Source organism: Roseburia intestinalis L1-82, from assembly GCF_900537995.1.
Lineage (GTDB): Bacteria > Bacillota > Clostridia > Lachnospirales > Lachnospiraceae > Roseburia > Roseburia intestinalis.
This window is the reverse complement of record NZ_LR027880.1, coordinates 590633-615992: the sequence shown is the minus strand read 5'-3', so window position 1 is coordinate 615992 and position 25360 is coordinate 590633. Positions and strand designations below refer to the sequence as shown.

Annotated in this window: 22 protein-coding genes; 2 read left to right on the top strand and 20 right to left on the bottom strand. The window is 41.4% G+C overall.

The features are described 5' to 3' along the window. Positions 1-102: 102 nt before the first annotated feature. The 4 genes from RIL182_RS03065 to RIL182_RS03055 form a co-directional block, all read right to left on the bottom strand. A complete protein-coding gene (locus RIL182_RS03065; protein ID WP_006855213.1) occupies positions 103-474 on the bottom strand; it encodes a hypothetical protein in 372 nt (123 codons plus the stop codon). A gap of 59 nt (positions 475-533) precedes the next feature. Beyond that, a complete protein-coding gene (locus RIL182_RS03060) occupies positions 534-722 on the bottom strand; it encodes a hypothetical protein (protein WP_006855214.1) in 189 nt (62 codons plus the stop codon). Positions 723-847: 125 nt separating this feature from the next. Next, a complete protein-coding gene (locus RIL182_RS21110; protein WP_006855215.1) occupies positions 848-1045 on the bottom strand; it encodes a hypothetical protein in 198 nt (65 codons plus the stop codon). A 32-nt stretch (positions 1046-1077) separates the two neighbouring features. Further along, positions 1078-5070, bottom strand: coding sequence for a protein kinase domain-containing protein (locus RIL182_RS03055; RefSeq protein ID WP_242655436.1), 3993 nt, complete (start codon positions 5068-5070; stop codon positions 1078-1080). A 193-nt stretch (positions 5071-5263) separates the two neighbouring features. On the opposite strand from RIL182_RS03055, the gene RIL182_RS03050 reads away from it, so the two are divergent. Then, entirely contained in the window at positions 5264-6592 is a 1329-nt protein-coding gene (locus tag RIL182_RS03050) for a hypothetical protein (RefSeq protein WP_006855218.1), read from the top strand. Positions 6593-6786: 194 nt separating this feature from the next. On the opposite strand, the gene RIL182_RS03045 is transcribed toward RIL182_RS03050, so the two are convergent. The 3 genes from RIL182_RS03045 to RIL182_RS03035 form a co-directional block, all read right to left on the bottom strand. Next, positions 6787-7164: a HEPN domain-containing protein gene (locus RIL182_RS03045; protein WP_006855219.1), complete on the bottom strand. Its 378-nt coding sequence runs from the start codon at positions 7162-7164 to the stop codon at positions 6787-6789. Further along, complete coding sequence (locus tag RIL182_RS03040; protein ID WP_015560945.1) at positions 7157-7495, bottom strand: nucleotidyltransferase domain-containing protein; 339 nt, start codon at positions 7493-7495, stop codon at positions 7157-7159. Before RIL182_RS03040 ends, RIL182_RS03045 begins: the two co-directional genes overlap by 8 nt. 276 nt (positions 7496-7771) lie before the next feature. Continuing rightward, positions 7772-8728, bottom strand: coding sequence for a tyrosine-type recombinase/integrase (locus RIL182_RS03035; protein WP_082241322.1), 957 nt, complete (start codon positions 8726-8728; stop codon positions 7772-7774). 55 nt (positions 8729-8783) lie between these two features. Here RIL182_RS03035 and RIL182_RS03025 point away from each other — a divergent pair, with 55 nt between their 5' ends. Next, entirely contained in the window at positions 8784-8969 is a 186-nt protein-coding gene (locus RIL182_RS03025) for a helix-turn-helix domain-containing protein (RefSeq protein WP_006855222.1), read from the top strand. Positions 8970-9183: 214 nt separating this feature from the next. On the opposite strand, the gene RIL182_RS03020 is transcribed toward RIL182_RS03025, so the two are convergent. The 13 genes from RIL182_RS03020 to ftsH all read right to left on the bottom strand — a co-directional run bounded on the left by RIL182_RS03020 (position 9184) and on the right by ftsH (position 25247). After that, the gene (locus RIL182_RS03020; RefSeq protein ID WP_006855223.1) at positions 9184-10380 is read right to left on the bottom strand and encodes an ammonium transporter; all 1197 of its coding nucleotides are present in this window, start codon (positions 10378-10380) and stop codon (positions 9184-9186) included. Between the two features lie 190 nt (positions 10381-10570). Further along, on the bottom strand, positions 10571-10909 hold the full coding sequence (locus RIL182_RS03015) for a P-II family nitrogen regulator (protein WP_006855224.1): 339 nt from the start codon (positions 10907-10909) through the stop codon (positions 10571-10573). A 166-nt stretch (positions 10910-11075) separates the two neighbouring features. After that, positions 11076-13196 carry a glutamine synthetase III family protein gene (locus RIL182_RS03010; protein ID WP_006855226.1) on the bottom strand — a complete coding sequence of 707 codons (2121 nt, stop codon included), beginning with the start codon at positions 13194-13196 and terminating at the stop codon, positions 11076-11078. Between the two features lie 387 nt (positions 13197-13583). Further along, positions 13584-14450, bottom strand: a complete 867-nt coding sequence (fba, locus tag RIL182_RS03005; protein WP_006855227.1) for a class II fructose-1,6-bisphosphate aldolase — start codon at positions 14448-14450, stop codon at positions 13584-13586. Between the two features lie 92 nt (positions 14451-14542). Next, a complete protein-coding gene (locus RIL182_RS03000) occupies positions 14543-15445 on the bottom strand; it encodes a diacylglycerol/lipid kinase family protein (RefSeq protein WP_006855228.1) in 903 nt (300 codons plus the stop codon). A gap of 21 nt (positions 15446-15466) precedes the next feature. Next, a complete protein-coding gene (locus tag RIL182_RS02995) occupies positions 15467-15730 on the bottom strand; it encodes an HPr family phosphocarrier protein (protein ID WP_006855229.1) in 264 nt (87 codons plus the stop codon). A gap of 161 nt (positions 15731-15891) precedes the next feature. Further along, positions 15892-16785 (bottom strand): DNA-binding protein WhiA, encoded by an 894-nt coding sequence (whiA, locus tag RIL182_RS02990; RefSeq protein ID WP_006855230.1) that lies wholly within the window; start codon positions 16783-16785, stop codon positions 15892-15894. 3 nt (positions 16786-16788) lie between these two features. Continuing rightward, the gene (rapZ, locus tag RIL182_RS02985; RefSeq protein ID WP_006855231.1) at positions 16789-17664 is read right to left on the bottom strand and encodes an RNase adapter RapZ; all 876 of its coding nucleotides are present in this window, start codon (positions 17662-17664) and stop codon (positions 16789-16791) included. A 45-nt stretch (positions 17665-17709) separates the two neighbouring features. Next, entirely contained in the window at positions 17710-18618 is a 909-nt protein-coding gene (gene murB / locus RIL182_RS02980) for a UDP-N-acetylmuramate dehydrogenase (protein ID WP_006855232.1), read from the bottom strand. 21 nt (positions 18619-18639) lie between these two features. Next, positions 18640-20040 (bottom strand): aminopeptidase, encoded by a 1401-nt coding sequence (locus RIL182_RS02975; protein WP_172606694.1) that lies wholly within the window; start codon positions 20038-20040, stop codon positions 18640-18642. A 45-nt stretch (positions 20041-20085) separates the two neighbouring features. Next, complete coding sequence (gene hprK, locus RIL182_RS02970) at positions 20086-21027, bottom strand: HPr(Ser) kinase/phosphatase (protein WP_006855234.1); 942 nt, start codon at positions 21025-21027, stop codon at positions 20086-20088. A gap of 72 nt (positions 21028-21099) precedes the next feature. After that, positions 21100-22980, bottom strand: coding sequence for an excinuclease ABC subunit UvrC (gene uvrC / locus RIL182_RS02965; protein WP_006855235.1), 1881 nt, complete (start codon positions 22978-22980; stop codon positions 21100-21102). A gap of 107 nt (positions 22981-23087) precedes the next feature. Further along, a complete protein-coding gene (ftsH, locus tag RIL182_RS02960; RefSeq protein ID WP_055193790.1) occupies positions 23088-25247 on the bottom strand; it encodes an ATP-dependent zinc metalloprotease FtsH in 2160 nt (719 codons plus the stop codon). Positions 25248-25360: the final 113 nt, after the last annotated feature.

Here is a 25360-nt window from a genome sequence, read left to right as displayed (position 1 = left end):
ACATTGCAATTTTTACTTGCAAATTACAATTTCAGGTAAAGCAGTTTAAACCGTAACGGGTTCAAACTGCCACTACTGTAACCTGGGGTATCGCTATTTTTATTATTTCTGTTTTTCCTGCAACTTACTGCGCACCATTTTTTTGAATTTTCCATAAAACCCATACCAATAATCATACTGATAAAAGGTGTCTGCCGTCTTATCATAGATCCATATGTTTCTTCTCAGGCTGTGTCCGCCCTGGCTGGAGCAGGAGCGCATCTGATAGTTTCCATCTTTTGTATAAATCATTTTATCAAAAAGGATTCCTCTTTTTATGACTTTCCAGATCTGTTTGTACTCTTCTTCTGTCTCCGCATTTTGTATAAAATGCTGATCTACCAGATCCGCCATCTCTTCACGGCTTACGTGGATTGTATTTAATTTTCCTTTGCTTACCTTACTCACCAGTTTATCTTCGATTGTCTGCTTCATAATCTGTTTACTCCTTCTTTTCTGTTATCTTGCGATTGCTCTTATTCCCAATCCCGAATCTATTTGAAAAAAATGCATTTTAAAATCGCAATCGGAATCAGTATCCAGCCAAACATCATTCCTATTAAAAATTTTTTCATGTAATGCACATAAGCGGAAGAGTAAAATACAACTTTTCCCTCATACAATACCTTGTTTGTTGCCCAGTAGGATGCTGCCGCATAAATGATTAAAAGAACTGTTTCCATGACGTATGCCCTCTCTTTTCTTAAAGACTTGTTTTTGTTTACAGGCTCATTTTACCAAACCGGCTATTTTTACTTGTAAGAGTGATTAAAAAACTGCCACACCGGGTTGTCCGATGTGGCAGTTTTTATTTTTGCCTTATGTCATGTTTAAATTCAAAATCCTTATACTGATACTTTTCTGCTATTTTTTGCAGCAAAAGCAAAACTCTCTCCTGGTCATAAGCCGTATCCTCCAAAAATTCCTGCAAATGCCTTTTCGCTTCTATGATCGAATTGGTTACATCTGAATCGTATTCTTTTTCCAATAACTGCTGCAGTACCACGCACAACTGTCCGATCCCGTCTTGCCTGTCTGTCAGGATTTTGGAATCTGTTTTTTTTCAAGCAGGATATACAAGGCTGCTAAATATATCCGGATTGTTTCATTTATATTTGCTATATCCTCATATTTAAATGCAATATAATCTATATCCCAATAGTGATCCGTTGTATCCTCTTTGACATTTTTTTCTAAAATATGCGCAGCTGTCTTATCGTACAACAGCGCAAGATTCTGTTCTGCTGTCTCTAATTTTCCATTATCAATCTCTAATGTGACAAGATCATGCTGCATGCTCGAATAGTCCGTCCAGAACTCGCTGGCTTCTATCTTTTCCCATGTTTTTTCTGCTATTTTGATTGCTTCTTTAAGACACTCTTCTTCCTTTTCTCCATCTTCTATATAGCTATACTGATTTGCAGCCTCCTTCCATATCTCAATCTGTTCTTCCGGTGTATATTTTTTTTGCGCGATCTGTTTTTCTGCTAACAGTCTGTAGTTACACATTTTCCTGATCTGCGTGATCTGCTCATAATCAAAATTCCCCTCATTCATAAGTTCTTCCCTTGTTTTATAAATAAGGCTTTGAAGAAACGCATCATTCAGATCGTATTTATTGTATATATCCTGTGCCTGGTTGCATAGCTCTAACCCTTCCTTTATATTTTTGCAACGATATTCCTTCGAAAGTTCCGCCAGCCTTATCAGGCAGATGATCTGATTCTTTTCAAAATGGTTCTTTCCCTCATATTTTTTTATGACATTCCAGAGAATTGTTTTTCTGATATTATTTTTTCCATATTCACGGACTCTGTCTATTACAGATAAAACCTCCTCCATGGAAGAGGTTTCTTTCTGTATATATTCCACAAGAAAATCACCGCAATGTTCCTCAATTTCATTTGTTCCAAGCATCTTATAATATTTCAGACATTCTTTCCACAACTGCGTTTTTTCTGTCTTATTCTCTTCAATGGAATACAGAAAATAGCAGACAGCAAGCATATATCCGGTATCATACGCATTTTCCGGTGCAGGATCCATCCTTTGCTTTAATTGAATGGCATACTGTCTGGCTTTTTGCAATTTCTGGTGTTCTTTTAATATTCCAATCAGCTCTATGCAGATATCTTCCGATTCTGTATCAGAAAAAGCTCCTTCTAATGTCTGAATGGCAGAATCTATATCACCTTTTTTCCGGTAAATTTCTGCAATACTTTTCGCTGCATATTCCCGGCTTTCCGGAATACATATTCCTTCCATCGTCGCAAAATCTTCCTCGTATACTTTCTGATAACACGCGATCGCTTCCTGCTCTTTTCCGTTATTTTCATATTCTTCTGCCAGTTCTGCATAAGACATATTGTTTCCATCATCAATTTCATGGAAAGATGTATCTTCTCTTAACTGGTTTAAAAGTTCCTGATACTGGTAGCCTTTTTTCAGATTCAGGCGAAATTCTCCCCGGTAAGTCAGACCAGGATCTTTCGAATAATAATCTCTTATTTTTTGATATGCTTTTTCTTTTTCCTTTGGCATATAGGAAGTCAATGGCATTTGTTCCATTACCAGATCAAATAATTGACTGATTTTTTCATAAAGATTTTCCATCTGTGGAATCGGTACATCTGCCGCACACCATTCCACACGGTCATCTAACATGTCGGAAGTCTCACTTGCCATTTCAAAATATTCCCTTACCAGATAATCCGGATTTTCTGAACTTTTTCTGCAATATGCTGCTGCACTATCCAGATGTCCGGCCATCTCATCTAACTTTTGCATTGCACTTTCCGGATAATCTGTGGCAGACCAGTCAATTTCAATACTGTCATTCACCATTTTGATCCGTTTCCTCTCAATCCTTTGCAACAGATCATACGCCTCTGTATCTCCTTGCCCGAGACAGATTTTTTCTGCCTCTTGAAGTTTTTCCTCATCTCCTGCTCTAAAGCAAAGCCATGCATAAGACATGTTATTTCCGGTAAGGCGTTTTATAAAAATCGCAGCCATTTTCTCCCGGATATCATGTTGTGCATAAACTTCCGGCTCTACTGACAGATATTCATTCATCCCGGCAACAATGTGTCTGCAATTATCCGCATCAGGCACTAATTCATGGTAAATCAGATCCTGTATCACCTGGTGCAGCGATATTTTTCCGGTAACTTTGTTCCATATAACCCAGCCATTTTGAATAAAACCGTCGAGTTTTTCTGCGGTTTCTTTGATTCCACATAATAATATTTCAAATTGTGACCGGCTAATACGGATTCCATCAAACAGGGAAAGGCTTGCAATAATTTCTCTTTCTATGACATCAAACCCGGAAATATCAAACAGAATCTTTAAATGGCTGTTTACACTCTCAGAGCGGAGTTTCCTGTCTTTTCTCTGTCTGATTTGGACTTCTTGTGTGTTCGTAACTCCGTCTTTTTCCAAAAATTTCTGATAGAGTATTTCCGGAGAAATCTCTGTATTTCTCAGATATTTGGCAATCAGTTCCACGGTCATCGTATGATGTTCCACATATTCGATTAACTGCCGGACTGCTTCGTTTTCTTTTTCCGTATATGGAATGGAATTATAAGTATAAAACAGATTTAAGATTTCCTGAATATCTTTGATCCGGTCAACATTGATCTGCTCATAATTATAATCTCTGAAATCTTTTCTTGTCGTAATGATAAATTTACAGGGACAGGCGAACAGGGTTTCTAAATCTTCATCTGCATCTACGTCAAAATTATCAATAATAATCAGATCTTTTGGCGTTGCAGCCTGTTTTAAAACTTCGATCTTTCTTTTAAAATAATCCCGCTCTGTCTCATCTTCTTCACAACTGATCTGGTTGATTCCAATTTCATCCCGCACAAGTGACTCTATATTTTTCTCATACACTGCGAAAACAACGGTATCATACTGCGCCCGGTGCCGGTATGCATACTGTTTTGCAAGTTCTGTCTTGCCAATTCCTCCAATTCCGGAAAGGAATACAAGCTGATTCTTTGCAAGAAGCTCGTTGATTTCTTCTAAATCATCCTGCCTTCCAACAAAACAGGCAGAATTATACTGGAATGAATCCAGCAGATATACATCATTGATGTCTGCTAACTTTATCAGTTCGTCAAGCGCATCGATTACCTTCTGCATCTCATGCCATCTCGGTGCCGTCGCAATAGACAATGTCTTTTTCAAAAATAAATCTAACATTTTATAAAGCTTCGGCTGATATTTTTCGCTTCCATACCGCATTTTTTCAAATGAATAGCTGCTCGCGATTCTGCAGTCAGCCTCACACGGTTTTCTTACAAAAAGTTTAAAAAACAGCATAGCACCAATGGAATATACATCGGAATGAAATCCTATTTTTTTGATTTTTCCCTGCATCTGTTCCGGCGCAGAAAATCCATCCGAATAAGGGATTCCTGCATTTTTCTGTAATTCCCCGATTGCAGTTACGGAATCAAAATCAAATAGAATCACATGCTCCGGTGTTTCCGGTAAAATCAGCACATTTTCCGGCTTTATATCCAGATGAAGATATCCCTTCTGATGATATTTCAGAATAATCTGCGCAAGACTTTTCATATGCCGGAAAAGTTCCTGCAATGACTGATCCTCATAATACCTGTAATCAATTCCTTCATCCATTGGCAGCAGGATATAAACTGTGTGATTACAGGAAATCACATCGACCGCATTGACGGTAGAGTTCGTCAGCCCTAACGTATTTCTGATATCCGTATTTCTTTTATACGCATCTGTAAAGCGGTTTTTTGCTTTTTCAAATTTTTCTGGATTTCCAGAAGGCACCAGCTCTCCGGTAGCAGCTCTGGTCAGTTGGATGTATGCCGGATAACACTCCCGGACTCTTATTTTGTGTTTTATCTGCATCTGATCCCAGTAAATGGCATCATATACAATACATCCGGCGCCTCTCCCTGCTTCGTCTGCAATCCGGATTTTCCGGTTTTCTGAAATTTTCATTTCATATCCATTGCACAATGCAATTCTCATATCCCGCATTTTTATCCTCATTGATTATAAAAAATAATTTCTCTGTAACTATCAGATTAACTGTTTCCCGTTTATTATAACGATATTGCTCTGCAAGTTTGTAATTGTATTTTTTGTAGAAAAATTTATCGGTTTCAGCTATAATCTTAGCAGAACATATCTGCATTTAACAGAGTATTTTTATCATGAAAAAGAAACGAGAATGAAAATGAAATCAGACTATACACTTTATAATCAGAGCAGTATCCAGAATTATTCTTCGATAGACAATGTCGATCAGGCAGTTGAATATTTAAAAGATCCGACTCATTTCCGCTCTTTCGGACAAGGTCTGACCGAACTTCTGCAAAAAAAGAACGCTCCTGTAGACTTTTCAGACAATGCTGAAATGGCTGATTATCTTTTCTCTAAACTGAAAGATATCGGTTCTACAATCAGCCGTGCAACAGTGATGTCCTGGTTTACCGGAAATCACCGCCCAAAAGTAGAGGCTGGAAGCCGTCCGAAAATATATGAACTGTGTTTTGCCATGCAGCTAACCTATGAGGAAACTGTCTGGTTTTTTCAGCATGTCTATTATGACCGTGCTTTTAACTGCCACAACATCCGTGAAGCAGTCTATTATTATTCTTTTTTACATCAGCTTTCTTATCAAAAAGCTCAGGAAATAATTCAGAAAATTGACGCGGCACCCGTTACTTTACCAGTTTCGGATGACATCGATACTTATTATACCAGTTATGTACAGAATACGATTGCTGCAATGGAATCTGCCGATGAATTAATAGATTTTTTAATTGCAAATAAAGCAGACTTCTGTCACTGGAACAAAAGTGCTCTTCATACGCTGCATGACCTGATTTCCCAGCTCATCGGTTCAAAAGAAAGTGATGATGCTGTCAACGAACTTCGAACCACACTCTATGCAATGTCCCGTAACAGAAATATGATCTCCGGCAAAATTTCCATTGATATTCATAAGTATCAGAATTGCAGCCTGCTGGTGCGCGAAATTTTATATGACGCACAGTCTTACAGCACGAACTCTTCTGATCGTGATTATGAATATATTCTCGATTTTATCGGCAACAGAAATCTTTACAATAACAGTTTTATTTTAGACCGCCTGGTGTATACACACTCTGGAATGAACAAAAATCCAAATATTCCTTATATTGTAAGAAATAACTTTCCGAGTAAAAAAACAATGTCGGATATTCTGTCGGAAGAAAAATCATCTGTCTCGACTTCCTATGATTCGATTCGGAAAATGATAGTGCTGCTTGATTTTTACCGTTTCTGGCTGAATGTAAAACTAAGTGTCGGCTATACTGAACTGACAAAATCTGAACTGACAGAAACTTATATCGATGAAGCCAATGCATGTCTGGTAAAATGCGGTTATGAAGAACTTTTCGCTGCCAATCCCTATGACTGGCTTTTCCTATGTGCTGCATACAGTGAAAAGCCTATCGAATATTTCCGCGCCTGCATGTCACCTGACATGTGGACGGACGATGAAGATTTCTAGATTTTTCAGCAAAAACCCCGAAGTCACCTTCGGGGTTTTCACTGTTGATGTATATACTAACTAAGGGGATACATTTTTTCGCATTTTCCTTAGTTTCTGATTTGATAAAAGCCTTTATTTTCGGCATTTTCTGATTATCTGTCGTTTTGCTCTAAGCTGAAATTCCCAGTCAGATTCCCAGACAAATTCCCAGACTATTTTTCCAGAAACGCTTTTACTTCTTCATACAGTTCTTCCGCTTTCTGATACTGTTCCTCTGCATCTTGCCGGGAAGCAATAAAGAAATCATCATAATCACAACTGTTACGGATTTGAAATGCTGACTGCACATACTTTGAATACTTCTTATCAAAAATGCCTGTCTTAATATACTCTCTCTGAAAATATGCAATTACACCTGCATGCTTAGAAAAATCCACTCCATCTTTTGATAAAACTGCCCGCAAAGAAGTAAATATTGCATAATAAGAACGCCCGATAGAATCCTTATACTTTCCCGCATCCAAAAGCAATTTTGCAGATTCCAACTTTTCTTTGGCATTAGCCAAACGATACTCTGTCAGATTATCCAATCTGCATTCCCTCCCTCGCAATGTTTCTATAATACGGAAGTTTCTCTTTGTACTCTTCAAATTCATCATAAGGAATTACCGTTGGAGAAACAACCACATCATTTTCCAAGCCTATATCCGCTGAAATATCCCACACTGCTTTTAGCTTATTTTGTAAGTCCAAACGAGAGCCTTTTACAATAGCTGCTATATCAATATCCGACTGATTGTCATAATCTCCTCTGGCATAAGAACCATATAGAAATATTCCTACAATATCTGCTCCATAAATATCATGGTAGCACTGCGCCATCTGATTTGTAACTTGATGCAACTGTGTATATGTGCACATGTAGTCATTCTCCTTTCCTTAAACATTTTTCTTATCTTCAATTATAATATTTTTCATAGTATTCCCCAGACAATTTTTTGAAAATAAATCCTATTTGGGCTTACTTGCATCTTTTTCAAGATATTCCTCTACCAAACGTATAATTTCTTCCGCTGCCTCTATTTGTTCTTCTGTATCGCTTTTTACTGCAATATAAAAAACATCATAATCACTGGCATTCCGTTTCCCCCCTTTCCTTCTACATTCCTATTTAAAATTATAATGGAATCTCTGCAACTATTCAATAGACTTGTTATCAGCTTTCTCCGTCTGATAAAGATCTGATATCTTCATGCTCTGCTTCCTAATATAATCCGGCTGCAATTCCAAATAACGCATTGTCGTCTCAATACTCGTATGTCCGACGTTTGCCTGCACTACCTCTAATGGCACACCTCTTGCCACCGCAATAGATACATACCCATGCCTCATAGCATGAAGCCATATATCCGGACAATCATTCCCATCTGCACGAATCTTTGCAACGATCCGATTGATGCTCTGTCTGACCGAACCGACATTTACGGGTTTTCCCTTAGTATTTACAAATAATAAGTTTTCAAACTCGCCCTTTATATCTTCTTGTATCGGTTCGACAATAATTTTTCGTAACTCCAACTGGCTTTTGAACGCTTCCTCTGCTTCTGGCACTAAATAGATGTCCCGGATACTTTCCCGCGTCTTAGGTGTTTCTATATAAAACATCCCCTGCGTTGTTTTCTGCAAATTCTTGGTAACATGCAAAACATGGTTATCCCAATCAACATCACAAATCATTAAAGCTAAAGCCTCTCCAACCCTCATTCCTGTATAGAGCAGCAGTTTATATAAATTTGCATATAAACTTTTTCCCGCATACTGCAAAAACTGGTCTCTCTGCTCTTCCGTAAAACTTCTTTGCTGCTTTACCGGCAAGTTACTTGGTGCCTTTACCTTCGGGTATGGATTGTCATCTGCTGAAAGCATTCCACGCCTTACAGCCTCATTCAGCAAAGTACGGATCATCTTTCTTACATTATTCACTGTACCCTGCTTCATCTTTTTTTCTACCAGATTATTATAAACTTTTTGTATATGATATGGTAAAAGATTTTTTAGCTTTATCTTTCCAATAAATCCTTTCAGGTAATAGTCATATAAAAATCTATACTGCTGCACTGTTGTCGGTTTTAATTCCGGGTGATACTCTCCTATTTAATACAATTTCATCCAATATAGACCACTATTTGAAAAAAGGAGACAACAAAAAATGTTTAAAAATGAACCCGATTTACTAACACGTAAGCAGTGCCAAGATCTGTTACACATCAGCAAATCAAAAATGTTAGATTTGATTCACAAAGATTTAATTCCCGCACATATCATCGCAGGAAGTTTCCGAATTGAAAAAGCAGATTTAATTGATTTTGTTCAAAATTCCCGTTACTGGAAATAAGAATTATAAAAAACTCCCAGAAAATTCCCAGACACTTCATTTTTTTTAGTTTCATACAAGCGAATTTTTCACACGCAAAAAAATCTCTCAGCCATTGATTTTCCTATATAGACAGCAAAAACCCCGAAGTCACCTTCGGGGTTTTTACTGTTGATGTATATACTAACTAAGGGGATTAGATTTCACCAATCTAATCAAATTAGATTAGTGCATATTAATGTAACTCTCTGGATACGAAATCCGGATAACCTGACTCTAATCCATGCTCAGTGGAATCAAGTCCCTCAATTTCTTCCTGTGCAGTTACACGGAGACCGATCGTTTTCTTTAAGACGGTAAATACGATTCCCATTGTAATGATCGTCCAACCCGCGATGCAGAGGATGCCAAGTAACTGGATCAGCAGATGATGAACACCGCCGCCATAGAACAGTCCATCTTTGTAATCGAAAAGTCCTACTGCGATTGTTCCCCAGATACCGTTACAGCCATGTACTGCAACTGCACCAACCGGGTCATCTACTTTTAATTTATCCTCAACAAAATATACTGCTACGCAGACAAGCACACCTGCGATCGCACCGATAATAAAAGAACCGATCACATCTACATTTGCACAGCCAGCAGTAACTGCTACAAGACCTGCAAGAGAACCATTTAACGACATTGAAACATCCGGTTTACCATTTCTGATCCATGTATAGATCATTGCTGTACAGGTTGCTACTGCAGGAGCAACAGTCGTTGTAGCAAAGATCTGTGATAACTGCATCGTATCGGTTGCTGCTGCACCGTTGAATCCATACCAGCCAAACCAGAGAATGAATACGCCAAGTGCACCGATTAAAATGTTGTGTCCAAGAATTGGTCTTGGTTTTCCATTTTTGTCATATTTACCAATACGAGGTCCTAACATTGCTGCACCGATGAAAGCGGTGATACCACCTACCATATGGATACATGCAGAACCTGCAAAATCTGTAAATCCAAGATCTGTCAGCCAAGGTGTTCCGCCCCATACCCAGTGAGCCTCGATCGGATAAACACATAAACTGATAATAAAACTGTAAATACAATAGGTAATAAATTTGGTACGCTCTGCCATTGCTCCGGAAACGATCGTTGCTGCCGTTGCACAGAATACCAGGTTAAATACAAATCCGGACCAGTCTGTCTCTCCAAAATGAGCAAATGGGTTTAAGCCCCAGCCGACGAATCCGCCATCTCCACATAAGAGATTGTATCCTAACAGATAAAATGCGACTGTACCAATACAAAAATCCATCAGGTTCTTCATTGTAATATTACCTACATTCTTTGATCTGGTAAAACCAGCCTCAACCATAGCAAATCCACATTGCATAAAAAATACTAACGCTGCACCCATAAGGTACCATACACTCATATCCATAATCAAATCCTCCTTGTTTTCCTCGTTGTTTTGCGAAGAAATAAAAAAAGATAATCACAACCCCAGGTTCTCCCTGTGTCACAATTATCTCCTTTGATAATGATTTCTTCCTGATTCAATTTTTCTCATAATGTTATATTCATGATCCTTTTCTTATTTTTCAGATGACTCCTCATTTCATCCAAAAAACTTACAGTGCATCTACACCATGCTCGCCTGTTCGGATACGGATCGCGTCTTCCACCTCATACATGAAAATTTTACCATCACCGATGTGACCGGTATTAATCTGCTCTACGATCTTGTCGATCAGCTTTGGAGCAACTTCATCTGTCACAACTGTTTCTACTTTAATTTTCGGCAATAGATTGACTGCATACTCTGCACCACGGTAATTTTTGATAATACCCTTCTGATTACCATAACCCATACTGTTTACAATGTTAAGACCATTTACTTCTTCACTGTCAAGCAACGCCTTAAGATCTTCTAATTTTTCAGGTTTAATAATAATCTCTAATTTCTTCATACTAATCCTCCTTGTTTTTCGGAGAAAAATGCGAGCCCATTGGCGAGCAGAGGATTTTCCTCCTTGTTTTCCATCCTGTCTGCGGTCATGACAGCAGATTTTCATCTGCTGCCAAACCCGCTGTTAAATCCAGGATTCACACATCTATTATTGTTTTGAGATATGTTTATACCTCAAATAACAGATCGCCATAAGATGGCATTGGCCACATAGATTTGTCAACTAACATTTCAAGTTTATCAATCGGTGCTCTTAACTCATCCATTGCCGTCTTAACTTCATCTCTGTAGTATACAGCCTGATCTCTTCCTTCTTCCATCTCTGCAGCTTTTTCCGTTACTTCCTGTAATTTTGCCAGTGCCTTCTTGGAATCAGCCAGTAAAGAGGAAACCTGTGTCAGGATCTCTGTCTGAGCGCTGACATCCGCACCACATGCTGCTTTTACAGAAGTAATAGACTCAGCAAGTACGGTTGTGTATTTGATAACAGCCGGAATAATCTGTTTAGTTGCGATATCGATTGCAGCTCTTGCCTCGATGTTGATCTCTTTTGAGTATGTCTCATACTCGATCTCAACACGGGAGTCTAACTCTGCCTTTGTAAATACTTTGAATTTTTCAAATAATTTCACAGATTTCTCTGTATTTAATGCAGGGATTGCATCTACCATGGAACGGATATTTGGAAGTCCGCGTCTCTCAGCTTCTGCTACCCACTCATCCGAATAACCGTTTCCGTTGAATACGATTCCCTGATGCTCTGTTGCATATTCTTTGATCAGATCATGTACTGCCATATCAAAGTCATCTGCTTTTTCAAGAACATCACATGCCTCTGCAAATGCCTCTGCAACGATTGTATTTAATACAACGTTCGGCTGAGCGATAGAATCCTGGGAACCTACCATACGGAATTCAAATTTATTACCGGTAAATGCAAACGGTGATGTTCTGTTACGGTCTGTCGCATCTTTCATAAAATCAGGAAGTGTCTTAACACCTGTCTCTAATTTCTGTCCAGCAAGACTGTGTGTAGCTTCGCCTGTGCTGATCAGCTGTGATAATACATCCTGAAGCTGCTCTCCTAAGTATACGGAAACGATTGCTGGCGGTGCCTCGTTTGCTCCTAATCTGTGGTCGTTTCCGACATCTGCTGCGGACTCTCTTAAAAGATCTGCATGTTTGTCAACTGCTTTTAAGATACAGGTAAGTACTAATAAGAACTGTACATTCTCATGAGGTGTCTTGCCTGGCTCTAACAGGTTGATTCCATCATCCGTTGTAATTGACCAGTTGTTATGTTTACCGGAACCATTGACACCTGCAAATGGTTTTTCATGAAGCAGGCACTGTAAGCCATGACGTCCGGCTACTTTCTTTAATGTCTCCATTACCAACTGGTTGTGGTCTACTGCGATGTTAGCCTGTGCGTAGATCGGAGCTAACTCATGCTGTGCAGGTGCAACTTCGTTGTGCTGTGTCTTTGCGCTGACACCTAATTTCCAGAGTTCTTCGTTTACATCCTTCATGAATGCTGCGATTCTCTCACGAATCGCACCGAAGTAATGATCGTCCATCTCCTGACCTTTTGGAGGCATTGCACCGAATAAAGTACGACCGGTAAAGATAAGGTCTTTTCTCTGTAAATATTTCTGTCTGTCTACGATGAAGTACTCCTGCTCCGGTCCAACAGAAGGAGTCACTCTCTTTGATGTCGTATTACCGAATAATCTTACAAGACGTAATGCCTGTTCATTGATAGCTTCCATGGAACGAAGAAGCGGTGTTTTCTGATCGAGTGCTTCTCCTGTGTAAGAACAGAAAGCTGTTGGGATACAAAGTGTTGCGCCTGCTGCATCCTGTCTTACAAATGCCGGTGAGGTACAATCCCAGGCTGTATATCCTCTTGCCTCGAATGTAGCTCTTAAACCACCGGATGGGAAAGAAGATGCATCCGGCTCACCTTTGATCAGTTCTTTACCGGAAAAGCTCATTAGTACCTTGCCATTCTCCATCGGTGCTGTAATGAATGAATCATGTTTCTCTGCTGTTACTCCGGTCAGCGGCTGGAACCAGTGAGTATAATGTGTTGCACCTTTTTCGATTGCCCATTCTTTCATCTCATGCGCAACAACATCTGCTGTTTCAAGGTCTAACTCGCGACCTTCCTGAATTACTTCCTTTAACTTCTTGTAAACCTTCTTTGGCAGACGCTCCTGCATCACTGCATCATTGAATACGTTCTCGCCAAAAATCTCTGCTACATTTAAGTATCCTGTTTCGCTCATGTTCTACATCCTTTCTTCTTCACCGGTCTAATCCCCTGAGACTATTCCCTGCTTTTTTGAACAAATGTAAGAGATCTTAAATTCTCATTTCTTATTGTACCTTGAAAGTGGATGAATGTCAGTAAGAAATTTCTCCTATATGGCTTTTATGAGAAATTGTGTGACAACTTCTTACAAAAAAAGAGCATTCCAAGCTACTTGGAACGCCCTTGTTCATCTCTCACATTTGTTTTGTTGAACTTAAGATAATACTTTTCTCTCCAAAATGCAAGAGAAAAATTTTACTTTTTTATCATTTTGCTATATTGAACAATAAATTCATGTAAAGTCTGAAATCTTTGTTAAATATAACATTATGGAAAGTGGACTTCCGTCTGTGCGACAATATTATTCAGCTTTGCCAACAGAACCGAACAGTTCCATTTTCTCTTTTACAGTAGCTTTGATAGCTTCTGCACCCGGAGCTAATAATTTACGCGGATCAAATCCTTTACCCTCTAAATCTTTACCAGCTTCGATATATTTACGTGTAGCATCTGCGAAAGATAACTGGCACTCTGTGTTAACGTTGATCTTAGCTACTCCAAGGGAGATTGCTTTCTTGATCATGTCTTCCGGAATACCTGTACCTCCGTGAAGTACTAACGGCATCTGGCCTGTTAATTTCTGGATAGAATCAAGAGTCTCGAAGCTTAATCCTTTCCAGTTTGCCGGATATTTACCATGGATGTTACCGATGCCTGCTGCAAGCATGTCCACGCCAAGATCTGCAACTCTCTTGCACTCTTCCGGATCAGCGCACTCGCCCATACCTACAACTCCGTCTTCCTCACCACCGATAGAACCAACTTCTGCCTCGATGGACATTCCCATTGCATGGGCAACGGATACGAGCTCTTTGGTTTTCTCAACGTTCTCATCGATTGGGTAATGAGATCCGTCGAACATGATGGATGTGAATCCTGCTTTGATACATTTATAGCATCCTTCGTAGGTACCATGATCTAAGTGTAATGCAACCGGAACTGTGATGCCTAACTCATCATGCATAGCTTTTACCATAGCTGCTACAGTACCGAAACCTGTCATATATTTTCCAGCGCCTTCAGAAACACCTAAGATAACCGGGGATCTTAACTCCTCTGCTGTAAGCAGAACAGATTTTGTCCACTCCAGGTTGTTAATGTTGAACTGACCAACTGCATAGTGACCAGCTTTTGCTTTGTCTAACATTTCTTTTGCAGATACTAACATATGCTATTCCTCCATAAAATTAATATTTTTACCCTATGGGTATTATATATTACTTCTTTCAAAAAATAAAGTTAAATTTATAACAATCTTTCTCATTTGTTTGCCGGAACCATAATATCGACAGCACGGCAGATATTTTTTACGATAACTTCCTCATGCGCTCCGCCAAATTCCCCGTCCAATGTCCAAGGAACTTCCTCTCTTGCCATGAACTCTACTTCATCTGACTTAAACGAATAGATCATATCCGTATCATCCACCAGATTGATGAGTGATGCAATAATCTCGTTGAGTTCAATCGGATTGCGTGGTTTTTTGATCAGGGTAACCTCAAACACGCCATCGTCTAAAAGCACATCTTTTCCGGTCATTCCCTTAAATCCACCCACCGATGTGGAATTGCTGATCATTCCATAGATAAATTCATCCTGGATCCGCACATTATTGTACTCTACCTGCATAGTGAAAGACGGGATATCATGCAGACTGCGCATTCCCTCAAGGATATATGCCGCATGTCCAAGTACATTTTTCCACTCCTGGCTTGTCTTATAAGACACTTCCGTAAAAAGACCAAACGCTGCCACATAGACAAAATAATCATTGTTAAATGCACCAATATCACAAGGAAATGTTCTTCCATTCACCGCTGCATCGGCTGCTTTGACCATATCTTTCGGGATTCCCAGTGATGTTGCAAAGTCATTCGTGCTGCCCGCCGGAATATATCCCAAAGGCACGGTAAGCCCTTTGTGCATAATACCGCTTACCACTTCATCAAGTGTACCGTCCCCTCCGCTGCATACAACAAGATCATATTTCTCTGCGTCCACTTCCACCTTATGTATCGCATCTTCCGGTGCCTGTGTCGGGTAAATCGTTACCTCATATCCAGCTTTTACCATGGTATCCACAATATCCATCAGCTGATTTTTGATCTGTGCTTTTCCGGAAAACGGATTGAAAATAAATAGTAATGTTTTCTTTTCTTCCATACGCTCCCTACACCTGTTCTGTTATTTTGTCAGGAATTCCTCGATTGCCGCAGCTGCAGCCTCTTCGTCCTCACCCTCAGCATCGATCACAACCTCTTCTCCATTTAAAAGAGCCATACTCATCATGCCCATAATGCTTTTGACATTGACTCTCTTATTATCCCCGGATTCCATATAGATCTGACTGGAAAACTGATTTGCCTTCTGCACTAAAAGCGCAATTGGTCTTGCCTCTAAGTCGTTTTGCATGTTTACCACTACACCCTTTTTCATGATAATCTCCATTCTTGCGCTGTTTTTTGCGCATCTCAAGTTTGTGCGTTAGCACAAATCTTACGTGTGAAAAATCTTATTTTTCACACTACCCTCCATTCCTGTGCTGCTTTTTACACACTTTATGTTTATGCTCCAATACAGCAGCTACGTATCAATAATATATTTCCACATTATTCTTTTTCACGCAGCTCATCTGCAATCTCACTGATCCTGCGCAGCCTGTGGTTCACTCCCGATTTTCCGACCGGAGGATCGAGATATGTTCCCAGTTCCTTAAGCGGTGTATCCGGATACTCTAACCGCAGCAACGCCATTTCTTTTAGGTTTTCAGGCAGACTGTCTAAGCCTGCATTCTGTTTAATATATTCAATATCGCCAAGCTGTTTTACGGCTGCCGCCACAGTCTTGCTGATATTTGCCGTCTCACAATTTACCTTTCGGTTGACAGAATTTCTCATTTCTTTTAAGATACGCACATTTTCAAGATTCATCAGTGCCACATGTGCTTCCATGATATTTAACATATCCACGATCTGGGCACCTTCCTTTAAATATACGACCTGGTGTTTCTTTCGTTCTACGATCTTTGCTTCCATCTCAAAACTGTTGATTGCATCCTGAAGCTGTTTCGCCTGCGCAATTTCCCGGCAGACAATCTCAAAATGATAAGACTTATTCGGATCACTGATCGATCCACCTGCTAAAAATGCTCCCCGGATATATGCCCGCCTGCAACATGTCTGCTGCAGTAAAATACCATTTACCGTCTCTGTGATATCTGCACACCTTAAAGACTGATTCCACATCTTGATTGTCTCAAGAATGCGTTCCGGTGGCAATGTATCTATCTCTTCTATATTAACATGGAACAGCTGTGCCAGTAACAGTCCATATTTTTCCTGCAGAAGCGGATTTTCCGAATCCAGCACATCTCCCGCATCCCCGATCAGCTGCTGACGCTTTCCGTCAAAAGCAACTAACGCCGCAAGTTCAGCGATCTGACAATGTCTGCTCTTTCCACTCTGCTTTGCTAACTCCTGTTTCACTTCACTTGAAAAAGACATCTTTTATTTTCCCCTTAAAGCATCTTTGCCAATATCACGATGCTCGATTTTCAGTCCATAACCCTTTTTCCCTGACAGACGTTTGTATAATTCATTTGCCAGTGTTACAGACCTGTGTTTTCCTCCCGTACATCCTATGGAGATCACAAGCTGATTCTTGCCCTCCGTGATATAATTCGGGATCAGAAACTCTAACATATCTTCAAGTTTGTCCAAAAAAACATTTGCTTCCTGAAACTGCATGACATAATCCTGAATTTCTTTATCATTTCCGGTCTTTGCCCGTAAACCCTCCACATAATACGGGTTTGGTAAAAAACGGACATCAAATACCAGATCAGAATCGACCGGTATTCCATATTTAAATCCAAATGACAAAATCGTAATAAACAGATTCTTGTAGTCCTGATTCTGTATAAATATTTTGTCCAACTCCGCTTTTAACTCTCTCGTCAAAAGCTGGCTTGTATCTATAATATAGTCTGCGCGCTCCTTTAAAAACGCCAGACGCTTTCTTTCCTCTTCAATTCCCTTGTCCACGCGCTCGCCGCCCGCTAAAGGATGATTTCTTCTCGTTTCCTTATATCGTTTTACCAGAACAGAATCTTCGGCATCCAAAAACAGGATCTCGTATTCAACCCCATTATCCTTCATGTGGTCTAATACACCATGCAGCTCATCAAATGACTGTCCGCTTCTGATATCGATGCCGACTGCAACTTTCTGCAGTTCTGCGCTCTGTAATGTTGTAAGTTCCACAAACTTTTCCAGCAATGGGATCGGTAGATTATCCACGCAATAAAACCCAATATCTTCCATCATTTTTATCGCTGTACTTTTTCCTGCTCCCGACATTCCTGTTAAAATTACGAACTTCATCTTTTTTCTCCATTTCAAAACGCTTTGCGCGCATCCAAATCCTGTTTAAAATTCACCGATCATCTTAACTTCCGGCTCTAATCTGACACCAAACTTTTCTTCTACAATATCCGCTACATTCTGCATCAGGGTTCTTACATCTGCCGCTGTTGCATTTCCGCGGTTGATGACAAATCCACAGTGTTTTTCCGACACCTGCGCTTCTCCCACCAGATAACCTCTTAATCCCGCATCCATGATCAGTTTTCCTGCAAAATATCCTTCCGGTCTTTTAAATGTACTTCCCGCACTCGGATATTCAAGCGGCTGTTTTTCCACTCTCTGCTTCTTTAACTCCTCCATGCGGGCACGGATTGCTGTCTCTTCCCCGTGTTTCAGTTTGATCTTAGCTCCCGTTACAATGTAGCCTTTTTTTAAAATACAGCTTGTCCGGTAACCCAGTTCAAGCTCTTCTGCAGAAAGAATCTTCTCATTTCCTTCCTGATCTAAGACGGTCACGGCGGTTAAAATATCTTTCATCTCACCACCGTAAGCGCCCGCATTCATGACAACTGCACCACCGATTCTGCCCGGGATACCGGCAGCGAATTCCATACCGGTCAGTCCGTGCTCCGCAGCACGGTTTGCTGTCTTTGACAGCAGCATTCCCGCACCCACGGTGATACAGTCGTCCTCCACACAAATCTCATCTTCTTTTGACAGCATCTCGATCACAAGTCCCCGGATCCCGCGGTCGCCCACTAAAAGATTGCTCCCGTTTCCGATGACCTGATACGGGACATCATACTTCCTGCACAGACGGATGACCGCCGCAAGCTCTGTTCCCTTTGGCTGCACTAAAATATCTGCCGGGCCGCCCACACGGAATGTCGTATGTTTTTTCATCGGTTCGTCCGTAAAAATTCTGTTTTCTGCTGTGACTGCTTTAAGTTCTGTCAAAAACTGCTGATTCATGCTTTCCTCAATTCTGTGGTCTTACGCTTCTTTTAAGAATGCGACATAACCGTTATATGCTTCATATAAGTCTACTTTGCTGATGAGTTCCCACGGAGCATGCATGTTTAACACTGCAACACCGCTGTCGATAACACTCATTCCATAGTTTGCCAGAATGTATGCGATAGTTCCACCGCCACCCTGATCTACTTTTCCGAGCTCTGCCGTCTGGAATGACACATTGTTGTTATCCATGATATTTCTTAAATATCCGACATACTCTGCATTGGCATCGTTAGAGCCGGATTTCCCTCTCGCTCCGGTGTATTTGTTAAATACAAGTCCTCTTCCAAAATATGCTGCATTGCGTTTTGTCATAACAGACGGATAATTCGGATCAAATGCAGCGGATACATCCGATGAAAGTACTTTGGAGTTTTTCAGGGCACGTCTTAATTTTAATTCCGAATAATCTTCTGCTGCATTCATGACCTCTGCAACGGTATTTTCGAAGAAACGTGACTGCATGCCGCTTGCCCCGACACTGCCGATTTCCTCTTTGTCTACAAGCAGGCAGACACTCGTGATCTCCGGTTTTTCCATTGCAAGCATTGCCATAAAGGAAGGGTATGCACATACTCTGTCATCATGTCCATATCCCATGATGATGCTGCGGTCAAAACCGTAATCTCTTGCCTCTCCTGCCGGAACGACTTCGATCTCTGCAGATAAGAAATCTTCTTCCTCTATATCATATTCTTTTGCAAGGATCTTCATGATATTTGCTTTTACTTTTTCTTTTGCATCCTCTTTGTCATCGCCCGCTTCCTCTGCCGGAATACTTCCGATGATCAGATCAAGGTTCTCTCCCTCGATCACCTTCGCTGCCTTTTTCTCAAGCTGCTCTCCGGATAAATGGATCAAAAGATCGCTGACGCCAAATACCGGATCGCCCGGTTTGTCTCCGACATTGACTTTTACAACGGTACCGTCTTTTTTGGCGATCACACCGTGCAGTGCAAGTGGAAGTGTCACCCACTGGTATTTCTTGATTCCACCATAATAATGGGTGTCTAACATTGCGAAATCGGTATCCTCATATAACGGATCCTGTTTTAAATCCATACGCGGGGAATCGATATGTGCGCCAAGGATGTTCATTCCAGCCTCTAAGTCTTTCTTTCCGATCACGAACATGGCAATTCCTTTTCCCATGTTATTCGCATACACACGGTCGCCTGCTTTTAATTTTGTTCCTTTTTCTAATACTTCATCCAGATTTACAAAACCTGCTTTCTCGGCTCTTTTTGCAAATTCTGTGGTACATTCACGCTCTGTTTTGCACTCAGAAATAAATTTTCTGTAATCCTCTGCAAACTGAAATACCTCTTCTCTTTTTTTGCCTTCCGGGTATTTCTCCCATGCGTTTTTTCTTTCCATGACTGATATTGCCTCCATTTATGCTATTCTTTTGACTCCGGGCTTTTACTCATCATCGTCCGAAGATTTTTTTGTGAGATTTTCCTGCACACGGCGGTAAAGCTCCTGTGCTGCATTGTATCCCATCTTTTTCTGTCTGTGGTTGACAGCCGCCGCCTCACAGATGACGGCAAGGTTACGTCCCGGACGGATCGGGAGTGAGTGACATACTACCTTGTTGCCAAGAAACTCTGTATATTCTTCCTCTAATCCAAGACGGTCGTACTCATTTTCTTTCTTCCAGTCCTCTAACTTGATCACAAGGTCGATCTGCTGTTTTTCCTTGACACATTCTACACCAAACAGTGTTTTCACATCGATGATTCCGATACCGCGAAGTTCGATAAAGTAACGTGTGATATCCGGTGACGTTCCGATGAGTGTATGCTCATTGATCTTGCGGATTTCCACCACATCATCCGTTACAAGACGATGTCCTCGTTTGATCAGTTCGAGTGCAGCCTCACTTTTTCCGATACCACTCTCACCCATGATCAGAAGTCCTTCGCCGTAGACATCTACTAAAACGCCATGGATTGTAATACACGGTGCAAGCTGTTCATTCAGACAATAAATAAGCTCTGCCATGAATTCGGAAGTACTGCGTTTTGTGCCAAGCACCGGAATATTTTTCTCCTCTGCAATTTTCAGGAAAGAATCATCCGGCCGCAGATCCCTGCAGAAAATAACACACGGAATATCATATCCCATAAATTCACTGTAAATCTTTTCACGTTTTTCCTCGTCTAACTGCTGCAGATATGTGTACTCTACCGTACCGATGATCTGAACCCTCGACTGTTCAAAGTGTTTAAAATAACCACTGAGCTGTAACGCCGGTCTGTTTACATCACTGATCATAATGCGATGTCCCTTTAATTCCATATCCGGCAGAAAATTACATAAATCCATGATCTGCGCGATCTTTGCTACTCCAACACCTTCCATATCCTTTGTCCTCTCCTAAACATATTTTTCGTAACGATTCTGACGACATTTTACCATAGATACCGGAATTCTTCAACTTGAATACCCGTGTTTATCTTCCCGGAAAAAAGAATAAACTGCCCGTGCCGCCTGCTCATTCATCGACTCTGTCTTTGCGAGTTCTTCCTCCGAAGCCTCACGGATCGCCTCAAGTGACTGGAACCGGCGCATTAAGGCTTTTCTTCGTGCCGAACCGATGCCCGGAATATCGTCAAGTACGGAATGTACCTGTTCTTTGCTTCTTAAAGATCTGTGATACTCGATGGCAAAACGGTGCGCTTCATCCTGGATCCTCGTGATCAGTTTAAAGCCCTCGCTTGTCCGGTCGATCGGTATCTCTTTATTCTGATAGTATAACCCTCTGGTGCGGTGATTATCATCCTTTACCATACCGCAGACCGGAATATTTATTTTCAGTTCATCAAGCACTTTTAATGCAATGTTTACCTGTCCGCGGCCGCCATCCATCATGATCAGATCCGGAAATCTTGTGAAACTTCCATATTCCTCTGACATTTCCCGTTCTGCAAGTTCTTTTTTTTCGTGCATACCGTGCGTAAAACGTCTGGTCAAAACCTCATGCATGGATGCGTAATCGTCCGGCCCTGTGATGGTTTTTAATTTGAATTTACGATAATCACTGCGTTTTGGTTTTCCCTTTTCGTAGACGATCATGGATCCTACCGTCTCAAAACCGTTGATGTTGGAAATATCAAATGCCTCCACGCGGGAAAGTCCCTCCATCCCCAGAAGATGCTCGATCTCTTTCATCGCGCCGATGGTTCTTCCCTCCTCGCGTTTGATCTTCTCGCGATCCTGGGAAAGTACAAGCTCTGCATTTTTCTGCGCCAGCTCTACCAATTTTTCCTTCATACCTTTTTGCGGAACACGGATATAAACCCTGGCTCCTCTTTTTTCGGTTAACCACTCGGCTAAGACCTCGTGATCCTCGATCTCCTCCGGCAGCATGATCTCCCTTGGAATAAACGGCGTTCCCGAATAAAACTGTTTTAAAAAAGTTGTTAAAATCTGGCTTTTGGTATCCTCTGTCCCGACCCTGACATAAAAATGATCCCTGCCGATCAGCTTTCCGTCACGGATGAAAAATACCTGCACCACGGCATCCCTGTCATCCGATGCAAGCGCGATGATGTCTTTATCCTCACCGTCGGTATGCGTGATCTTCTGTTTCTGCGCGATCTGGCGCACACTGCCTAAAAGCTCCCGGTATTCGATTGCCTTTTCAAATTCCAGATTTTCGGATGCCTCGTTCATTTTTTCTTCTAAGGATTTTAAGATCGGTGCATAGTTTCCATTTAAAAATTCGACGGCAGCATCGATCCTTTCCCGGTATTCTTCCCTGCTGATATAACCCTGACAGGGTGCCTGGCACTGATGGATATGGTAATTTAAACACGGGCGCTCTTTGCCGGTATCTCTCGGCAGTACACGGTTACAGGTACGAAGCTGGTAAAGCTTATTGATCAGCTCGATCGTATCTTTTACTGCCCCCGCACTGGTGTATGGCCCAAAATATCTCGATTTGTCTTTTTTCTGCTGACGTGAAAAGAGTACCCGTGGGAAATCCTCACCGACCGTCACACGGATATAGGGATAAGTCTTGTCATCGCGCAGCATGGTATTGTATTTTGGACAATGTTCCTTGATCAGGTTGCACTCCAACACAAGCGCCTCTAATTCCGAGTCCGTAATAATATACTCGAAACGTGCGATCTGTTTTACCATCTGTGCCTTTTTGATGCCCTCATCATGACTCGGCTGGAAATACTGGTGTACTCTCTTTCGTAAACTGACAGCCTTACCGATATAGATGATCGCATCGTGGCTGTCATGCATAATATAAACTCCCGGCTGATCCGGGAGTTTTTTTAATTCTTCTGCGATGTTAAACATGAAACCTCATTCCTGCTCTGATCGTTCTGTTTATACTTATCCTGCTGATATTTATCTTATTTTTCAGCTTTTATTTCTGATACTTCTGCAGCGAAGCCTCTGCTGCGTTATTTCTGGTGTTCCTCATGTGCTGCTGTCTGATCGTCTACGACCTGATCAATAAAACTGCCCTTTTCCAAAGATACAGTATTCTGATCTTCCGCTGCACGTGAAGTTTCTGCTTCTGCCTGATTTTTTATTTCTGTCTGTCCTTCCGTTTTTGCATGTTCTTCTGTTTTCGCCTGCTCTAACGCATTTTTAGCATCCTCTGCCTGCTCGAAGAATGTTTTTTTCTCCTCTTCTTCCGGCTCCGGGATTCCTTTTAATTCACGGAAAATCTTCATAAATTCTTTTCCGGTGATCGTCTCATGCTCGTAGAGATATCCTGAAATCTTGTCGAGAACCTCCCTGTTTTCTTCAAGCATGCGGTATGCTTCATCGTAGCTGTTGTTGATGATGGAAAGTACTTCCTGATCGATCTGTGCTGCAGTCTCCTCACCACAGATCAGTCCTGCACGGTTGTCTAAGTACTGGTTCTCAACCGTTGCCAGACACATCATACCAAATTTATCGGACATACCGTACTGTGTGACCATCGCTCTCGCGATCGAAGTCGCACTCTCGATATCGTTGGCTGCACCGCTCGTCGCAGAACCAAATACCAGCATCTCTGCCGCACGGCCTGCCATGTAGGTTGTGATCTTTGCAAGCAGTTCATCTTTGGTCTGTAAATATTTTTCTTCTTCCGGTGTCTGTAATGTATATCCAAGTGCGCCCATGGTACGCGGTACGATTGTGATCTTCTGTACCGGCTCGGTATTTTTCTGCAGTGCAGTTACCATTGCATGACCGACTTCGTGATAAGATACGATCTTGCGCTCCTTATCGCTCATGATGCGGTCTTTCTTCTCTTTTCCACCGACCGCAACAAGCTCAAATGCATCAAACAGATCGGACTGGTTTACAAACTTTCTGCCATTTTTTACTGCGTTGATGGCAGCCTCATTGATCATATTGGCAAGATCGGAACCTACAAGTCCTGCCGTTGCAAGCGCAAGTGCATCAAGGTCTACGGTCTCATCCATCATGACATCTTTGGAATGAACCTTTAATGTCTCTAAACGTCCCTTTAAGTCCGGTTTATCGACAATGATACGACGGTCAAAACGTCCCGGACGGAGTAACGCTTTATCAAGTACCTCCGGACGGTTGGTCGCTGCTAAGATCAGAAGTCCCTTGGATGTATCAAATCCATCCATCTCTGCCAGTAACTGGTTTAACGTCTGCTCACGCTCGTCATTACCGCCGTAACGTGTATCACGGCTCTTACCGATCGCATCGATCTCATCGATAAAGATGATACATGGTGCCTGTTTCTGTGCTTCTTTAAACAGGTCACGCACACGGGATGCTCCGACACCGACAAACATCTCCACAAAATCAGAACCTGCCAGTGAGAAGAACGGAACCTTCGCCTCACCTGCAACTGCTTTTGCAAGCAGTGTCTTACCGGTACCAGGAGGTCCGACTAAAAGTGCACCCTTCGGCAGTTTTGCACCGATCTCGGAATATTTCTTCGGGTTATGCAGGAAATCAACAACCTCCTGTAAGGATTCTTTTGCCTCGTCCTGTCCGGCTACATCCTTAAATGTAACACCCGTCTGTTTTTCCACGTAAACTTTCGCATTGCTCTTGCCAACACCCATGGCACCGCCGCCCATACGCTTCATCAAAAATCCGAGCAGTACCCAGATCAGTACTAACGGGATCAGATAACTTAAAATACTGTAAATCCAGGTGGAAGTGTTGTCCGGGATTACTCCGTAAATTTCTACGCCTTTTTCTTTTAAAAGCGGAATCAGATCCTCATCCGCCACGCGTCCGCAGTAATAGGTCGGCTGGTACGGACTCTTGTCCTTTGTCACCGGTGTGATGTCGATCTCATACGATCCGATCTCTACGGATTTGACTTCACCTGCTTCCACTTTTTCCAGAAATTGCGAATAGGAAATCTCCTGGGTGCTCATCTGTGAAAAGCGGTTCGACACCATGCTCATGATAAATAACACGATGAGAGAAACCAGAACAAATGCCATGATAAGCTGTCCGTTATGGTTGTCCTTTCCACCATTGCCGCCGTTATTTCCATTGCCACCGCCGCCATTACCGCCGTTATTATTATAATTATTATTTCCATTATTGTAATTATTTGGTCCCTGGTTATCCATAATCTATCCTTTCCAAACATCTGCAGTATCTGCTGCATCTGGATTTTATCTGATATTCGTCAATATCTTCTTTATTATATTGAAAACAACACGCAAAAGCAATACACAGTTCA

Bases quoted from the DNA above. Each gene is read 5' to 3' on its own strand.
- rapZ (WP_006855231.1), bottom strand. From the start codon at position 17,664: ATGAAGTTCGTAATTTTAACAGGAATGTCGGGAGCAGGAAAAAGTACA.
- RIL182_RS03055 (WP_242655436.1), bottom strand. From the start codon at position 5,070: ATGCGGGATATGAGAATTGCATTGTGCAATGGATATGAAATGAAAATT.
- RIL182_RS02975 (WP_172606694.1), bottom strand. From the start codon at position 20,040: ATGGAAAGAAAAAACGCATGGGAGAAATACCCGGAAGGCAAAAAAAGA.
- murB (WP_006855232.1), bottom strand. From the start codon at position 18,618: ATGAATCAGCAGTTTTTGACAGAACTTAAAGCAGTCACAGCAGAAAAC.
- uvrC (WP_006855235.1), bottom strand. From the start codon at position 22,980: ATGTTTAACATCGCAGAAGAATTAAAAAAACTCCCGGATCAGCCGGGA.
- RIL182_RS03040 (WP_015560945.1), bottom strand. From the start codon at position 7,495: ATGTGCACATATACACAGTTGCATCAAGTTACAAATCAGATGGCGCAG.
- RIL182_RS03050 (WP_006855218.1), top strand. From the start codon at position 5,264: ATGAAAATGAAATCAGACTATACACTTTATAATCAGAGCAGTATCCAG.
- RIL182_RS03010 (WP_006855226.1), bottom strand. From the start codon at position 13,196: ATGAGCGAAACAGGATACTTAAATGTAGCAGAGATTTTTGGCGAGAAC.
- RIL182_RS02995 (WP_006855229.1), bottom strand. From the start codon at position 15,730: ATGGAGATTATCATGAAAAAGGGTGTAGTGGTAAACATGCAAAACGAC.
- RIL182_RS03020 (WP_006855223.1), bottom strand. From the start codon at position 10,380: ATGGATATGAGTGTATGGTACCTTATGGGTGCAGCGTTAGTATTTTTT.
- RIL182_RS03015 (WP_006855224.1), bottom strand. From the start codon at position 10,909: ATGAAGAAATTAGAGATTATTATTAAACCTGAAAAATTAGAAGATCTT.
- RIL182_RS03060 (WP_006855214.1), bottom strand. From the start codon at position 722: ATGGAAACAGTTCTTTTAATCATTTATGCGGCAGCATCCTACTGGGCA.
- hprK (WP_006855234.1), bottom strand. From the start codon at position 21,027: ATGGAAGGTGTTGGAGTAGCAAAGATCGCGCAGATCATGGATTTATGT.
- RIL182_RS03065 (WP_006855213.1), bottom strand. From the start codon at position 474: ATGAAGCAGACAATCGAAGATAAACTGGTGAGTAAGGTAAGCAAAGGA.
- RIL182_RS03025 (WP_006855222.1), top strand. From the start codon at position 8,784: ATGTTTAAAAATGAACCCGATTTACTAACACGTAAGCAGTGCCAAGAT.
- ftsH (WP_055193790.1), bottom strand. From the start codon at position 25,247: ATGGATAACCAGGGACCAAATAATTACAATAATGGAAATAATAATTAT.
- fba (WP_006855227.1), bottom strand. From the start codon at position 14,450: ATGTTAGTATCTGCAAAAGAAATGTTAGACAAAGCAAAAGCTGGTCAC.
- RIL182_RS03000 (WP_006855228.1), bottom strand. From the start codon at position 15,445: ATGGAAGAAAAGAAAACATTACTATTTATTTTCAATCCGTTTTCCGGA.
- whiA (WP_006855230.1), bottom strand. From the start codon at position 16,785: ATGTCTTTTTCAAGTGAAGTGAAACAGGAGTTAGCAAAGCAGAGTGGA.